The organism is Bacillus sp. 22475, from assembly GCF_052044835.1.
Lineage (GTDB): Bacteria > Bacillota > Bacilli > Bacillales > Bacillaceae_G > Bacillus_A > Bacillus_A cereus.
On sequence record NZ_JBQENW010000017.1, the window covers coordinates 57723 to 72538 of the forward strand.

Sequence of the window (14816 nt, forward strand, 5' to 3'; positions counted from 1 at the left end):
AAGATATTAATATAATTCGATAAGAATAGAGGTAAACCTTTTAGTCAGAGGATATTATGATTTGTGCTCTAGAAAACTAATCTTCTCAAGTGATTAAAAGGTTTATAAACACGGAGAGGAAAATGCATATGATGTTTTATGAGATTGTTTGCTTTTCTTGTAAGAATATATTTCGTGTTTACGAAGGTAGTGAAAAATATAAGCGATTTAAAGAGAAACCAAAAGGGGCATATTGTTGTGATGAGTGTAGCCACAAAATTCAATTAGAGGCGATAAAGAATTTTTTTAGATAATTTTACGATTTCGATTCGGAAAAGTTTGACAATAAAAGTGTTATAAATTATCATATTAAAAAACTAATATTTAAGGCATAGAAGAGAAGAGTAGTTAAGAAAGAATACGTACAGAGAGCTCTGGTAGCTGAGAAAGAGCGGTATACATCTTAATGAAAAAAGACTTGGAGCTGCGCAAGGAACTAATTTATTTAGGGATGGTGCGACGGGTTCTCCCGTTATAGAGATAGGGTATAAGCATATTTTGCCGTACCTGAAGAGGTTAATATGGTGACATATTAACAAACTGAGGTGGTACCGCGAAGCTAACAACTCTCGTCCTCAAGATGAATAATCTTGGGGGTGGGAGTTTTTTTGTTGCATAAAACTGGAAATGAGAAACAAAAAATAATTGAGGTGAGTAATATATGCATTGGGCGTATGAAGTAGCACATGAATTAATTAGGAAACATCCAAATAAAGAAACGTTTGTTTGTGCATCTGGAATTAGTCCTTCAGGTTCTGTTCATATTGGGAACTTTCGTGAAATCGTAACGACTTATTTCGTAGTAAGAGCACTTCAAGATTTAGGGAAAAAGACTCGTTTTATATTTTCGTGGGATGATTATGATAGGTTTAGAAAAGTTCCAAAAAATATTGATCCATCTTTTGCAAAGTATATTGGTATGCCATACTGTGATATTCCAGATCCGTATGGATGTCATAACTCGTATGCGGAGCATTTTGAAAAAGAGTTTGAAAAATCGCTTCAAGCATTTGGAATTGAAGTAGAATTTATTTATCAACATGATGAATATAGAAGTGGAAGGTATAATGAAAATATTTTAGAGGCTTTGTATAAACGAAAAGAAATATATGATATTTTAATGGATTTTAAAACTGGAGAGTGTAGTGAAGAAAAGCGAGAGAGCTTTTATCCAGCTACATTATATTGTGAGAGGTGCGGAAAAGATACAACAATTATTACACATTTTGATGAAGTATTAAAAACAGTGCGGTATGAATGTGAATGCGGAAATGAAAAAGAGTTATCCGTATTAAATACAAATAAAATGAAACTAAACTGGAAAATCGATTGGCCGATGAGATGGATGATAGAGGATGTAATTTTTGAACCAGGTGGAAGAGATCATTCATCGGAAACGGGTAGTTATAATGTATCAAAAGAAATTGCAAGGAAAATATTCAATCGTGAAGCGCCTCATTACGTTGCTTACGATTTCATTGGTATTAAAGGGAATCATGAAAAAATGTCTAGTTCTTCAGGGAATAGTATTACACCAAGCGATATATTGAAAGTGTATATACCAGAAGTAATTCTCTTTATGTTTGCAAAATACAAACCAGGCGCTGCTTTTCATATTGGGTTGGATGAAGATGTGATTCGCAATTATACAGAGTATGAACGATTGAAAGATAGTTATGAAAATAAAACGCTCAAAAATGAAGATTTATTTGATGCAATTAAACTATCTATAGTTAATAGCGTGTTTAAAGATTATCCAAAATTTAATCAAGTAGCAGGAACGTTACCATTATTAAATTTTGATTCAACTATTTTACAGGGGATATTAAAGAAAATAGATAGGAGCTATGTATTAGATGAAATGAGAGCGATAAGTAATCGTGCAGAGTATTGGATAAGAAACTTTCAATCTGAAAAATTAATCGCGGTAAATCAGGAGAAAAATGCAGAGTTTTACTACACATTAGATGAAAGGCAGAAAGAATGGCTAGTAGAAGTTTGTAAAATACTTCGTTCTAATAAAGATTACTCTAACTTAATGGAGCAATTATATGCGATTTGTCATCATGAAAATAAAAAAATAATGAAAGAAAATCAAAAACAATTATTCACTATTATATATAAGCTCATTATGAATCAATCAAATGGTCCTCGTATACCATTATTAATACATGTAGTAGGCATAGAAAAATTTATCACACTATTAGATTTCTAAAACACAGTTAAAAGCAACGCAAGTACCAAAATTTCTAAGTACTTGCGTTGCAAATTTTACTATCGTGAATACATTTTCGGACATTCATCACCACTTGGTTCATAAAAACAATGGCTTTTAAACTGTCCTACAAATGGCTGATTATACCATTCAGGCGGACAAGCTCCAACTGGACGGAAATACCAAAGAGCCCATCGTGCAGGCCAGCGCCATTGACCTTGTAAAACTTTTCGTGCGATTTCTTTTTCTGATTCACGAGCGCGTTGATAAAAATATCCATATTGTACTGCTTCAAATCCGCCGGGGCTTTGATATACAGCGTCTCGTACGGTACGGAGTTGTTTAAAATCTAAGCAATCACAAAATACACGGTTTACTACAACGCATCCAACTAACTCCTCACCTTGGCGACCTTCGCCTTCAGCTTCAGCACGAATTAATCTAGCTAGTAAATCAACATCACTTTCGTTGTATGGAATAAGGGGCATAGTGATACCACCTTTCTGTTATAGTAAAGAGTGTATGTTATAAAACAATCTGCGTGCTTTTTTACATAAAAATAACATTTAATTTTAAGAGGAGCTTGTATAAAAAAAGCTAATTAGTAATAGTAGATAAATATAAAAGGGAGAGGTATTATGTATCGAATTCATAAAGACCATATCATTTACTCAATGTCACCAGAAAATAAGCCGTGTATGGAAGTAGAAATTGGGAGCAGTCTTGTATTTGAAACATATGATTGCTTTGAAAATCAAATCGATTCTGAAGATGTTGTGTTTCAAGAATTAGATTGGAACCGAATTAATCCAGCCACTGGACCTGTATATGTTAAAGGAGCAGAACCTGGCGAGATATTAGCCGTAACGATTGAAAAGATTAAAATTGCAGAGCAGGGCGTTTTAACTACAGGTGCAAACCTTGGTGTAATAGGGGATGAGTTAAATGAAAATACAGTGAAAATTGTCCCAATACATAATGAACATGTTTTGTTTTCAAGTGAACTACAAATCCCGATTAATCCAATGATTGGGGTAATTGGTACTGCACCGAAAGAAGAGAGCATTTCATGTGGCACACCGCATGATCACGGCGGGAATATGGACTGTAAAGAGATTAAAGAAGGAACAACATTACTACTACCAGTTAATGTCCCAGGAGCACTATTAGCGTTAGGTGATTTACACGCAGCGATGGGTGATGGTGAAATTGGTGTTAGTGGAGTAGAGGTAGCTGGTGAGGTGACGGTAACAGTTCAGATTATAAAAGGAAAGAAATGGCCACTACCAATGGCTATTCAAAAAGGAAAAATGATGACGATTGCTTCAGAGAAATTGTTAGATGATGCAGCAAGTCGTGCTGTACATAATATGGTAACATTTTTACATGAAGAATTAGCAGTGTCTAAAGCTGATGCAACTCTTTTATTATCGGCAGCAGGTAATTTAAAAGTTTGCCAAGTTGTGGATCCGTTGAAAACGGCGCGTATGGAATTAGGGATGGATTATGTGGAGAAACTAGGATTTACTTTTAGTAAATTTCATATTAAATAGATAAGGGACGAAAAAGGATACTTTTGTATAAAAGCATCCTTTTTTTAATTTACGGATTTTGTGAAAAGAGGTAGTATTTATTTTATATAAGTATATTTGAGATTGTGGATTAAAAAGGAGTTCAATAATGGTCAAAATTATGATTGTAGAAGACGATATGAAAATTGCAGAACTATTATCAACATATGTTGCGAAATATGGTTATCAAGGAGTTATTGTATCGGACTTTCAAAATGTATTAGACATTTTTTTAGATGAACAACCAGAGTTAGTTTTATTAGATATTAATTTACCGAGTTTTGATGGTTACTTTTGGTGTCGTCAAATTCGTGGTGTTTCTACATGTCCGATACTATTCATTTCGGCTCGTGAAGGTACGATGGATCAAGTTATGGCGTTAGAAAACGGTGGCGATGATTTTATTCCGAAGCCTTTTCATTATGAAGTTGTAGTGGCGAAAATTCGTAGTCATTTAAGACGTGCATATGGAGATTATGCACCGAAACTAGAAGAGCGAATGATTGAGCAACAAGGCCTTTGTTTATATCCTGAAAGACTTGTATTGAAACTTAGAAATGACGAGATTGATATAACGAGAAACGAAGCTATTTTATTAGAGACATTAATGAAAAATTATCCGCGTGTTGTGAGTAGGGAAGTGTTGTTAAATAAATTATGGGATAGCGAATCTTATGTTGATGATAATACATTAAGTGTAAATACAACACGTGTGCGTAAAAAGTTACAAACGTTACATATAGAAGGTGCGATTGAAACGATTCGTAGTGTTGGATATAGATTGCATATTACTTGGGATACTGGTATAGAAAAATGATAAGGTTGTTTATACGTGATCATATACCACTTATTTGCTTTACTATAATTCAACTACTAGCTATATTTCTCGTATATTGGTTTGATGGGCATAATCATATTACAACGGCGTTATATGCAATGTTTTTAGGTGTTTTCTTTATGGGAAGTTATTTAGTGTTTCGTTATTTTACACATCGTTCTTTTTATGAGCGCTTAGCAAACCCGATGCAATCTTTGGATGAATCTGTTCAAAAATCTGATTTTGCAGCTGTATCGGCTGCTCTTCAAGAACTACTTGAGGTGCAATATCGACATTATCAAAATCAGCTGCAAATGCAAGAGAGAAAAAATAATGACCATTTAACCTTTATGAATCAGTGGATTCATCAAATGAAAACACCTTTATCTGTAATAGAATTAATTACACAGGATGAAGTAGATTCACGTTTTGAAAGTATAAATGAGGAAACTGATCGATTAAAAAAGGGATTAGAAATGGCTCTGTATGTCGCACGTTTAGAAGCATTTACACAAGATTTTTATGTAGAAAGAGTACAACTACATAAAATAGTGAATCATTCGGTACATGAGCATAAACGGTTCTTTATCCGGAATTTTGTATATCCAGAGCTTGAAATTGATAAGGACATTACAGTAGAAAGTGATGCGAAATGGTTACAATTTTTAATTGGACAAATACTATCGAATGCGATTAAATATTCATCTGGTAGTAGAGAGAAGATTAAAGTGAAAGCTTGTAAGGAAGGTAATAATGTTATACTTGAAATTGCTGATAATGGTGTAGGAATACCGAAGCAAGATTTACCAAGAGTGTTTAAACCTTTCTTTACAGGAGAAAATGGTAGAGATTTTAAAGAATCAACTGGAATGGGGCTATATCTCGTATATGAAATTACGAAGCAATTAGGACATAGTGTAGAAATCCATTCAGAAGTTGGTAAAGGTACCGTTGTACGTATTAAATTTTAAATGTGTAAAAATGACTCAGGCTAAAGAACTTTTGAAATAAGTTTTTTAGCCTTACTTTATATGGATTAAATAAAATGATATAAAAGACTGGTATGATTCTAATAAAAGGTCGTGTAAGTATGTGTAATGACACAATAATAAATAAGGCTGTTAAATGAGAGGTTTTTAATAATTTATTAATATTTAAATAGTTTTTTGTAAGAAAAAAGCTCGCCCTTTGAAAGAGCTAGCTTCATGAATTTTAATTAAGTAAACAAACTTAATAATTTATATCCAATTAATCCTAAAATAGTGATAGGAACCATCATTAAGAAAGAAGAAATTCGATTAGCATTAGAGCGTTCTAATACAAGAATCAAGATAATCCCGACTATGACTTCGGTATATCCAACAGGTAACATGTGACTATAGTCTTCAAAATTTAAAAGAATGTGAAGTCCATCCGTTACAAAAACGCCACTAATAAGCGCGCTTCCGAATTTATGAAGTGGATCCGTAGTATCTTTCCATAGAAAACCTGCAACTCCAAAGATAGTTCCTCCTATACATGCACATACAATCCATACGGATATAAAATAAATAGAGTGAGCTACATTTTTAATAACTATTGCATAACCATAGTAGCCTAATACCATACCGAGTAGTGCAAGGATACCAGAAAGTATAGCTGTACGCTTAGAATAACTAAAGCTAGCCACAAAAAAGGATGGAACTAACCAAACGCTTCCTAGATTAGCTAATGAATTCCAATGTCCAGGAAGTATACCTTGCCCCAATTTAGTTAGTATACCAACAATTATCCCTACTATAATCGGGACGAGAAAAATCCTTAAAAACATATTTAACTTTGTGATTTTTAATGTCCTGTCCATAAATTCAATCCTTACATTAATATTTTCTGTAAAGATATAATAGCTTATTACAAGGGGATAATCAATAAAAATTTATCGAAAAACAATAAGTTATTATTGGATAATGAATAACATTTTGTTTTTATACAAAATTTATCCCGCTTTAATGGGCAGTAAGACCCCCACCTCAAAATTCAGCGAAAGCCAAGAAATTAGGTGGGGGATCAACTGCCCATAAAATTCCGATTGGTTCAACTAATAATCAGTGGGGATGAAGAAAACCCCCACTGATTAAAGTTTCACTTTATATAAGAGAGAGTGCTTAGAAGTTTACTACTGGGGAAATCTAAAGGACGTATTACAATCAATGTAATTTGTGCTTGTTCAATATGAAGCTAAGAAATGATAAATAAGCCTAAAAGAAAGCAATCTTTTTAACAGCACAAATAATTGCATTTACTCATACAGTACTAGTATGGTACAATATGGTTATTAATGACGGAAAGGAATGATGGGTGGACGATGATTAACTAATCTTATTTTTAAATGTTGAAATTCAATAAATTTCAATTTCTAAAAAATAGGATTAGTCTGCCCAATTCCAAACAACGGTATTGCTATTTGATTTGCGTAATAGCTTATTTGGGTATAAATAATGTAATGACTAATCCTGCCAAAATTACTTTGGGAGGATTTTTTTGTTCTCCTTTAATGAAAGGGATCGGTAATATGAAAGAAATTTTAAAATTAAATGATGTTTATGTTGAAATAAAGGAAAATACTTTGTTAGAAAAAATGAATGTAGCAGTAAAACAAGGGGATGTTATCGGATTAATTGGTAAAAATGGTGCTGGTAAATCAACGTTACTTCAATTAATAAATGGAAAGATTGAGCCTTCAAAAGGGATTGTTGAATGGCAGCAAATGAATATGACAACCGCATATGTTGAGCAAGAAATAGAATCTTTTATTAGTAATGATGTGATTTCGCAAGAAGCAGAACTTCTTGCGAAATGGGGGGTGCCAACGAACGATTTTCATACTTTAAGTGGTGGTGAAAAGCTGAAAATTCGATTAGCAAAAGGATTTGCCGAAAATCCTAATGTCTTAATATTAGACGAACCGACAAATCATTTAGATGAGATCAGTACGGGATTTCTCATTAAACAAATAAAAAATATGAAAGGTACTGTTATCGTTGTATCGCATGACCGATATTTTTTAGATGTTGTCGCAACTAAAATATGGTCAATTGAGGACAAAAATTTAATTGAGCATAGTGGTAATTATACGAGCTACATGAAAGTACGTGAGAAAAGAAGGAAGTTGCAACAGCGTGAATATGAAAAGCAGCAAAAAAAGATAGAACAAGTAGAAACACATATAAAAGAATTGAGTTCATGGTCACAAAAGGCACACGCGCAGTCTACAAAACAAGAAGGAGTGAAAGAATTCTATCGTGTAAAAGCGAAGCGAATGGATGCACAAGTGAAGTCAAAACGAAAACGACTCGAAAAAGAGCTGGAGAAAACGAAAGTAGAACGTGTGAAAGAAGAATATTCAGTTGAGTTTTCTATTCAAGCGAACAAGAAAGTAGGAAAACGCTTTTTAGAAGTGAAGCAATTAAAAAAAGACTTTCATGGGAAAGTATTATTTGAAAACGTTAATTTTACAATTCAGCACGGTGAGAAAGTTGCGATTGTTGGACCAAACGGTAGTGGGAAAACAACATTACTGAAGATGATTATGGGAAACGAAACTGCAGAAGGAGAAATATGGATTTCACCTTCTGCAAACATCGGCTATTTAACACAAGAAGTTTTTGATTTACCGCTTGATAAAACACCAGAAAATTTATTTTTTAAAGAGACGTTTGAAGAAAGGGGAAAAGTCCAAAATTTAATGAAACATTTAGGATTCCAAGCGTCTCAATGGAAAGAGCCGATTGAGCATATGAGTATGGGAGAAAGAGTAAAATGTAAGCTAATGGCTTATATTTTAGATGAAAAAGATGTACTCATTTTAGACGAACCGACGAATCACTTGGATCTACCTTCACGTGAACAACTTGAAAATACATTAGCTGAGTATAACGGAACATTAGTAATTGTATCTCACGATCGATATTTTCTGGAGAAAACAACTAACACAAAACTTGTGTTTTCAAACAATACGATACAAAAGCAGCTAGAAGAACCTACTAAAACAAGAGATGATATTGAAGAGCTACGTTTAACGTTAGAAACAGAGAGACAAGAAGTATTAGGAAAATTAAGCTTTTTAACTTCTAACGACAAAGAATATAAAGAACTTGATGAACGATTTATAGAACTTACGAAGCAGATTAAGGCGCTATAGCGTAAGTAAGGGGGATTAATATGGGAGAAGAGAGTTTGACTAAGTTATTTAGAATAGATTGTGGAGATATATACTTGCAAGAGTTTATGGTCAAAGATGCAGAGAGTATTTATAAAATAGCAAATCAACCGGAAATAGAAAAGTTTTTACCAGACTGGAAATCGACGAAAGAACAAAGGGTGGATTGGATTGCAAATTATGAAATACCAGCAAACAAAGCATTTCTTGAGGCAGTGAAAACTACGAATAACATAGATAATCATATGTTAAAGCTAGGAATATTTAAGAAAGCTACAAATGAACTCATTGGATGGTGCTGCACAGGTATGAAAGAAGAACTCCCTTCACCAAATAGAGAGATAATGTATGCTATCTCAAATGAACATCAAAATCATGGCTATGCCACAAAAGCGACTAAAGGTTTAATTGACTTTTTGTTTAAAGAAACAAATTTAAATGTCCTTAACGCAATTGCTTTAATTAACAATGTACCATCAAATAAAGTTATTAAAAAATGCAGGTTTACTTATTTGAGTGAACAGAAGATAGAAGATCAAATATATAATCATTATGTATTGAGTAAATCTGAATGGATAAAAAATATTTCTCTGTAAAAGGAATTAAAACGAAATCATAAAAAAGCTTAGAGCTAAAACTCTAAGCTTTTTTATATTCATTTTATCCCGCATTACCGGGCAGTAAAACCCCACTGATTAACATATGAAAGGTACAATTGTAATGACTTCTTGATGGAATTGCTTTTCAACAAAATAGGGAAATCAAGCTGTACAGGGGATAATCAGTTGAAAAATCATTCATGAAAAAGGGTATTGGAATATTTTGTCTAATTTGTGTATCAATGATAATACAAATTTCTTACTCAAATCATTCTACAGATGAATTACTTGAAAAATGGAAGGGAAAAGAAAAGTGGGCGGTATAAAGAAGCATTTAGTCTTAGTCAACAAAAATTGCTGGTAAGTCTATTAAAGAGCTACATATAAAACTTACGGTTGAGTGCTAGTAGATTAAATCTTTAAGCCAGGAATTAGTTTAAATGAGGGAGGGGAACACATATTATAATTTGGTTTCGTCACTTGCCACAAATAAGTATGGATTTTTCAGAATGGACTCCTTTTATACAGAATAATTGGTACCGAAAACATTATATGAAGTTTGTATATTTACTTCAGATAATCATTTTTATAATACCTTATTTTTTTGAAACAGGTTTCACTTATATTAATATATTTTATCTTATCATAATAGGTATCTTAGTCTTCATCATTCACGAATGTCTACACATTTTAGTAATAAGTAAAAAAGGGGATATTAGCTTAACATTTAGTAAAAGATTTTTTTGGTTAAATACAAATGCAGCCTTATCCAAAACGAGATTTTGGGTCTTTATGAGCTTGCCTATTATTGTATTATCAGTAGTTCCTGCCATGATATCGTTCTTTGTATCAGGAAATATTAAATCAATTTTATTATTTATATGTTGGATAAACGCATTCATTTCCGCCTCAGATATTTACAATTCGTTTTTGATTGCAATGAAACCGAAGCACTCATTTTTTTGCAGAGGTTATTATAAAGTGAAATAGTATTTAATGGGTAACTCAAATATGCTTCAACTACATACAATAGTTAAAATATAATATTTGAAAGTAAAAAAGACCGATAAAAAAATCGGTCTTTTCTTATTAATAAAATAAAGATTAGAAAATAGCATTGTAATTCTAACCAATATGCAAATATTATAAGATAGATATGCTTTGTTTATAGATTTGAAAATAGGTTTGTTATCAGTTCTTTTAGAAATCTTACAAGCGTGTAAGATAAATGAAAGGTGAATCAATATGAGCTGTAAGACAATTCATTTACACTCTATAGTGAGCAGTGGAAATGAAGGGAGAATATAAATGGAAATTTTGCAGGCAAATAGTATTAGTAAAGTATATAAAGGGAAAGTACCTTATAAAGCATTAGTAGATATTGATTTATCAATTCAAGAAGGTGAATTTGTAGGAATTATGGGCCCGTCAGGTAGTGGGAAAACAACGTTATTAAATATGGTATCTACTATTGATTCTCCATCATCGGGAGAAATATTTATTAATGGCACAAATCCTTTTCAATTATCATCAGAAGAATTAGCGTTATTCCGCAGAAAACAATTAGGATTTGTATTTCAATCATTTAATCTTCTTAGCACACTTACTGTAAAAGAAAACATCGTATTGCCGATGACTTTAGATGGTGTTTCCGTGCAAGAAATGAACAAGCGATTGGAAGAGATTGCAGAGAAGTTAAATATTACAGATATCTTGAATAAAAGAACGTTTGAAATATCAGGGGGACAAGCTCAAAGAACAGCAATCGCTCGTGCGATCGTTCATAAGCCGCAATTATTACTTGCAGATGAACCAACAGGGAACTTGGACTCTAAATCTTCAAATGATGTAATGGAGATGCTGGATACTCTAAATAAAGAAGAAAAAGCAACGATGATGTTAGTTACACATGATCCGTATGCAGCGAGCTTTTGCAGCCGAGTAATCTTTATTAAAGATGGTCAACTATATAACGAAATTTATTGTGGTGAAAGTAGGCAAACTTTTTATCAAAAGATTATGGATGTCCTTTCTTTGTTAGGAGGGAAAAGGCATGACTTTTCGTCAGTTCGCATTTAATAATATTTTTCGCAATAAGCGTACATATGCTGCCCATTTTTTAAGTAGTGCATTTTCTATTATGATTTTCTTTACGTATGCTCTTTTATTATTTCATCCTGATTTACAAGGTGAGTTGAAATCGACAAGTGCAACAATAAGTGCATTTGGTACATTGGGATTTTCAGTTTCGCAAGGATTGATTTTTGTATTTTCATTTTTCTTCATTTTATATTCAGTTAGTTCGTTTTTAAAAACGCGTAAGAAAGAATTTGGCGTTTTAATGATGCAAGGTATGTCAATGAGACAGCTTAAGAAATTATTATTAATTGAAAATATGTTGATTGGACTTGGTTCAATTTGTATAGGGATTTTCATTGGACTTATATTTTCTAAACTAGTCTTATTGATAAGTGCAAGTGTATTAATGATTAATAATGGTTTACCTTTTTATATACCAGTGCGGGCTGTATTATTAACAGTTATCACATTTCTTTTCTTGTTTTTAATTGTTTCATTATTTACATTTAAAATGATAAAAGTAACGGAACTTGTGGAACTTATTCGAGCAGAGGAAAAGCCAAAACCTGAACCGAAATCTTCAGTTTTATTATCGATACTTTCTTTAATTAGTATAGGGTATGGATATTTTTCGGTATTTCGCTTCATACCAAGTACCAATTTTATTACGCTTGGAATAGGTGTGCTCCTAGTAATTATAGGAACGTACTTTTTATATACACAGTGTAGCGTTTATATATTGCACCTTGCTAAAGGGAGAGAATCTTTCTTTTTAAAGAGAACAAATATATTAACATTTTCTGAATTAATTTACCGTATGAAAGATAATGCAACGATGTTTTTTATAGTATCTATTGTTTCAGCAGTTGCATTTACAGCAATTGGTACAACAGCCGCAATTGGAAATAGGGATTTGGTAAGGATGACAAATCCGTATACATTTTTGTATGGAAGTTTTGAAAATGACAAAGTATTGAATAAAAATCTTTCTATTATAAAAAAGCACCTTTCTGATGCTAATATTCCGTATCGAATGGCTTCATCTTCATATATATACACAGAAAATGGCGTAAATGTAATGAAGTTAAGTGAATACAACGATCTTGCTAAAGCACTAGGCTATCAACAAGAAGCAATTGAAAAAGAAGATGAAATTTTATTAATTCCTGGAGTCGTATCACAAAAACAAGAATTTAAAAATGGCGAGTATAAAAAGAATATAGAAGTCATTCAAGGTGACTGGACAAAGACATTTCATGTGAAAAAAGCTGTAGAAAATTTAGTTTTACCACATGATTCTAGAACTATTTATATCGCTGTTCAAGATCAGGTATATGATGGAATACCTCTTACTAGTGACCCGGTTAATAAAGAAACTCCATATCGTACTTACGGATTTGTTGTAGATGATTGGATAAAAACGAAAGAGATTTCCAATCAATTAAAGAGTATATTTGATAAAGATCTTAGGGACAGAGATTTCTACTTTGAAGCTTTACCATTAAACTTGTTGGAAGCAAAGCAAAAGAATGGTTTATTACTTATGGTAAGTATTTTAGTCGGAATCGTCTTCTTTACATTCGCCGCTAGTTTTATTTATTTCCGATTATATACAGATTTAGATCGCGATCAACAGCAATATAAAATGATTTCGAAAATGGGATTAAGTAAAGGTGAGTTGAAAAAAATTGTAACGAGGCAGTTATTATTAATGTTCTTTTTACCAATTGTCGTTGCAGTGATTCATACTGTAGTCGCTTATATAGCATTACAGCAATTAGTCGATTTTTCTATCATAAATAGCTCTATCGTTATTTTAATTTCATTTATATGTATACAAGTTTTATATTTCTTTATAACCCGTTGGCGTTATCTGCAAAAGCTTTATAAGGTTATGGAGCAATAGAATTTATTAGCTTGTAAGACTACACTAAAGTATGTGGAAAAATGAACTGTATAATGAAAGGAAACGAGATGAAAAGAACTTTAACTATTTTTATGTTAACGATACTACTATTAATAAGTTTTAGTGCATGTTCTAAAAAGGAGAATCTATTTCCTGCAAATGGTGTATTAATTATTGGGGATGAAAATAATATTTCACCAATTATTAATCGTTATCAGGAAATTACGAAAGCCAATGAAGTGTTTTCTGTGAAAACAGGTACTTATGGAAACGGGCAGGTATTAATTTTAAATGAATCTACAGCACGAGCATTGATTAAAGACAAAATTTTTCGTAAACGAGATAATGGCTCCAATTATATTATAGATACGTTACCGAAATTCCCAAAAGAAGGATCGCTATTATTTACAAATGAAGACGACAAGACTATGAAAAGTATTAAAATAGGAGAGGAAGAGATTCCTGTTACATACGATAGTGATGCTTGGATAGGTAACAATCGTAAATATTCAACGGAATGGTATGTGATTGTAGCAAAAAATAGTGTGTATAAAGAAATAAAGGCAAATGAAATGAAAATGCATCTTCTTCATTTGAAAAAATCTCTAGGTGACGAAAACCCTAAAATGTCAACAGATAATACATTGATTAATGAAAATGTCAAAGTAAAAAAGTTAATTAAAGGTTTGGAAGGAGAAGTATCTTTTCAGTTTGTAACGATTGGCGAAAAACCTTAAAAAAGAGTTCGAAGTTGATAAAAATTTCATCAGCTTCGAACTCTTTTTAGTTTATAGACAAATTAATTATTATGCTTTACATTACTTCATTTAATCGAGTCTCGTTTGTTTCCTCAATCCCATTTGAATTTTGAACTGAATTATTTTGGGCTTCTTTTTCTTTACGAGCCTTTTGTAGCATTTCAAGGATGATCCATAAGGGAACACCTTTATCCTTTAACATCTTCCATAAATCTAATTCATTAAATTTATGCTCAGGCTGTTTCATTTCTTTTTCAGATGAACGAATATCAAACTTGATAGGATCATTTATTTTCTTACTTTCAAGTTTAGTAGAAGAGATAGTATTATGCTCAAGAGTAGATGGAGTTATTTTAGTAGGTTGAGATAATGTATGAATATTCGATCCGATTTGCATGCTTTTTCCTCCTTTTCAAGCAATGAGATTAGTTTTCTTATGGTTTTTAAATCTTTTTAACATGAGGAAACTATATTTAATTATAAATCTAAATAAATAGATTTACAAGTTATATTGTAAAAAGCAAATATTTACTTGAATTAATATTTATCAACATTTGTATATGTTTTCTATATATACAAAGTATATAAAATACTTTACATTATGTTTAAGTTGTTAAATTATTCTGTTAATTTG

Annotated in this window: 15 protein-coding genes and 1 other annotated feature; of the genes, 12 read left to right on the top strand and 3 right to left on the bottom strand. The window is 32.0% G+C overall.

Annotation, left to right across the window (positions count from 1 at the left end; all coding sequences use genetic code 11):
- Positions 1-122 precede the first annotated feature (122 nt).
- Entirely contained in the window at positions 123-293 is a 171-nt protein-coding gene (locus ACTJJY_RS22360; RefSeq protein WP_000551042.1) for a DUF2197 domain-containing protein, read from the top strand.
- Positions 294-362: 69 nt separating this feature from the next.
- Positions 363-619 (top strand) — a binding site (T-box leader).
- Between the two features lie 81 nt (positions 620-700).
- On the top strand, positions 701-2254 hold the full coding sequence (lysS, locus tag ACTJJY_RS22365; RefSeq protein WP_440606573.1) for a lysine--tRNA ligase: 1554 nt from the start codon (positions 701-703) through the stop codon (positions 2252-2254).
- Between the two features lie 59 nt (positions 2255-2313).
- Here the strand turns inward: lysS and ACTJJY_RS22370 are convergent, their stop codons facing one another.
- Positions 2314-2742 carry a cell wall hydrolase gene (locus ACTJJY_RS22370; RefSeq protein WP_001128402.1) on the bottom strand — a complete coding sequence of 143 codons (429 nt, stop codon included), beginning with the start codon at positions 2740-2742 and terminating at the stop codon, positions 2314-2316.
- Between the two features lie 150 nt (positions 2743-2892).
- On the opposite strand from ACTJJY_RS22370, the gene ACTJJY_RS22375 reads away from it, so the two are divergent.
- The 3 genes from ACTJJY_RS22375 (at position 2893) to ACTJJY_RS22385 (ending at position 5613) form a co-directional block, all read left to right on the top strand.
- A complete protein-coding gene (locus ACTJJY_RS22375) occupies positions 2893-3807 on the top strand; it encodes an acetamidase/formamidase family protein (RefSeq protein ID WP_440606574.1) in 915 nt (304 codons plus the stop codon).
- Positions 3808-3934: 127 nt separating this feature from the next.
- Entirely contained in the window at positions 3935-4642 is a 708-nt protein-coding gene (locus ACTJJY_RS22380) for a response regulator transcription factor (RefSeq protein ID WP_440606575.1), read from the top strand.
- A complete protein-coding gene (locus tag ACTJJY_RS22385; protein ID WP_440606576.1) occupies positions 4639-5613 on the top strand; it encodes a sensor histidine kinase in 975 nt (324 codons plus the stop codon). The genes ACTJJY_RS22380 and ACTJJY_RS22385 overlap by 4 nt, the downstream gene beginning before the upstream one ends.
- Before the next feature lie 245 nt (positions 5614-5858).
- On the opposite strand, the gene ACTJJY_RS22390 is transcribed toward ACTJJY_RS22385, so the two are convergent.
- The gene (locus ACTJJY_RS22390; RefSeq protein ID WP_000376271.1) at positions 5859-6485 is read right to left on the bottom strand and encodes a DUF6518 family protein; all 627 of its coding nucleotides are present in this window, start codon (positions 6483-6485) and stop codon (positions 5859-5861) included.
- 708 nt (positions 6486-7193) lie between these two features.
- On the opposite strand from ACTJJY_RS22390, the gene abc-f reads away from it, so the two are divergent.
- The 7 genes from abc-f (at position 7194) to ACTJJY_RS22425 (ending at position 14161) form a co-directional block, all read left to right on the top strand.
- Positions 7194-8822 carry a ribosomal protection-like ABC-F family protein gene (gene abc-f / locus ACTJJY_RS22395; RefSeq protein ID WP_440606577.1) on the top strand — a complete coding sequence of 543 codons (1629 nt, stop codon included), beginning with the start codon at positions 7194-7196 and terminating at the stop codon, positions 8820-8822.
- Positions 8823-8842: 20 nt separating this feature from the next.
- The gene (locus ACTJJY_RS22400) at positions 8843-9436 is read left to right on the top strand and encodes a GNAT family N-acetyltransferase (RefSeq protein WP_440606578.1); all 594 of its coding nucleotides are present in this window, start codon (positions 8843-8845) and stop codon (positions 9434-9436) included.
- 203 nt (positions 9437-9639) lie between these two features.
- The gene (locus tag ACTJJY_RS22405; protein WP_440606579.1) at positions 9640-9765 is read left to right on the top strand and encodes a hypothetical protein; all 126 of its coding nucleotides are present in this window, start codon (positions 9640-9642) and stop codon (positions 9763-9765) included.
- 169 nt (positions 9766-9934) lie between these two features.
- Positions 9935-10429, top strand: a complete 495-nt coding sequence (locus tag ACTJJY_RS22410) for a DUF3267 domain-containing protein (protein WP_440606599.1) — start codon at positions 9935-9937, stop codon at positions 10427-10429.
- Positions 10430-10747: 318 nt separating this feature from the next.
- Positions 10748-11518, top strand: a complete 771-nt coding sequence (locus ACTJJY_RS22415; RefSeq protein WP_440606580.1) for an ABC transporter ATP-binding protein — start codon at positions 10748-10750, stop codon at positions 11516-11518.
- Positions 11493-13424 carry an ABC transporter permease gene (locus ACTJJY_RS22420; protein ID WP_440606581.1) on the top strand — a complete coding sequence of 644 codons (1932 nt, stop codon included), beginning with the start codon at positions 11493-11495 and terminating at the stop codon, positions 13422-13424. The genes ACTJJY_RS22415 and ACTJJY_RS22420 overlap by 26 nt, the downstream gene beginning before the upstream one ends.
- A gap of 68 nt (positions 13425-13492) precedes the next feature.
- Positions 13493-14161, top strand: coding sequence for a lipoprotein BA_5634 family protein (locus ACTJJY_RS22425; protein ID WP_440606582.1), 669 nt, complete (start codon positions 13493-13495; stop codon positions 14159-14161).
- Positions 14162-14237: 76 nt separating this feature from the next.
- On the opposite strand, the gene ACTJJY_RS22430 is transcribed toward ACTJJY_RS22425, so the two are convergent.
- The gene (locus ACTJJY_RS22430; RefSeq protein WP_001165516.1) at positions 14238-14579 is read right to left on the bottom strand and encodes a DUF3914 domain-containing protein; all 342 of its coding nucleotides are present in this window, start codon (positions 14577-14579) and stop codon (positions 14238-14240) included.
- Positions 14580-14816: the final 237 nt, after the last annotated feature.

Coding starts and splice junctions, on each gene's coding strand:
- ACTJJY_RS22410 (WP_440606599.1), top strand. CDS start 9,935: ATGGATTTTTCAGAATGGACTCCTTTTATACAGAATAATTGGTACCGA.
- ACTJJY_RS22390 (WP_000376271.1), bottom strand. CDS start 6,485: ATGGACAGGACATTAAAAATCACAAAGTTAAATATGTTTTTAAGGATT.
- ACTJJY_RS22415 (WP_440606580.1), top strand. CDS start 10,748: ATGGAAATTTTGCAGGCAAATAGTATTAGTAAAGTATATAAAGGGAAA.
- ACTJJY_RS22385 (WP_440606576.1), top strand. CDS start 4,639: ATGATAAGGTTGTTTATACGTGATCATATACCACTTATTTGCTTTACT.
- ACTJJY_RS22375 (WP_440606574.1), top strand. CDS start 2,893: ATGTATCGAATTCATAAAGACCATATCATTTACTCAATGTCACCAGAA.
- ACTJJY_RS22430 (WP_001165516.1), bottom strand. CDS start 14,579: ATGCAAATCGGATCGAATATTCATACATTATCTCAACCTACTAAAATA.
- ACTJJY_RS22425 (WP_440606582.1), top strand. CDS start 13,493: ATGAAAAGAACTTTAACTATTTTTATGTTAACGATACTACTATTAATA.
- ACTJJY_RS22380 (WP_440606575.1), top strand. CDS start 3,935: ATGGTCAAAATTATGATTGTAGAAGACGATATGAAAATTGCAGAACTA.
- ACTJJY_RS22370 (WP_001128402.1), bottom strand. CDS start 2,742: ATGCCCCTTATTCCATACAACGAAAGTGATGTTGATTTACTAGCTAGA.
- ACTJJY_RS22405 (WP_440606579.1), top strand. CDS start 9,640: ATGAAAAAGGGTATTGGAATATTTTGTCTAATTTGTGTATCAATGATA.
- ACTJJY_RS22360 (WP_000551042.1), top strand. CDS start 123: ATGCATATGATGTTTTATGAGATTGTTTGCTTTTCTTGTAAGAATATA.
- lysS (WP_440606573.1), top strand. CDS start 701: ATGCATTGGGCGTATGAAGTAGCACATGAATTAATTAGGAAACATCCA.
- abc-f (WP_440606577.1), top strand. CDS start 7,194: ATGAAAGAAATTTTAAAATTAAATGATGTTTATGTTGAAATAAAGGAA.
- ACTJJY_RS22420 (WP_440606581.1), top strand. CDS start 11,493: ATGACTTTTCGTCAGTTCGCATTTAATAATATTTTTCGCAATAAGCGT.
- ACTJJY_RS22400 (WP_440606578.1), top strand. CDS start 8,843: ATGGGAGAAGAGAGTTTGACTAAGTTATTTAGAATAGATTGTGGAGAT.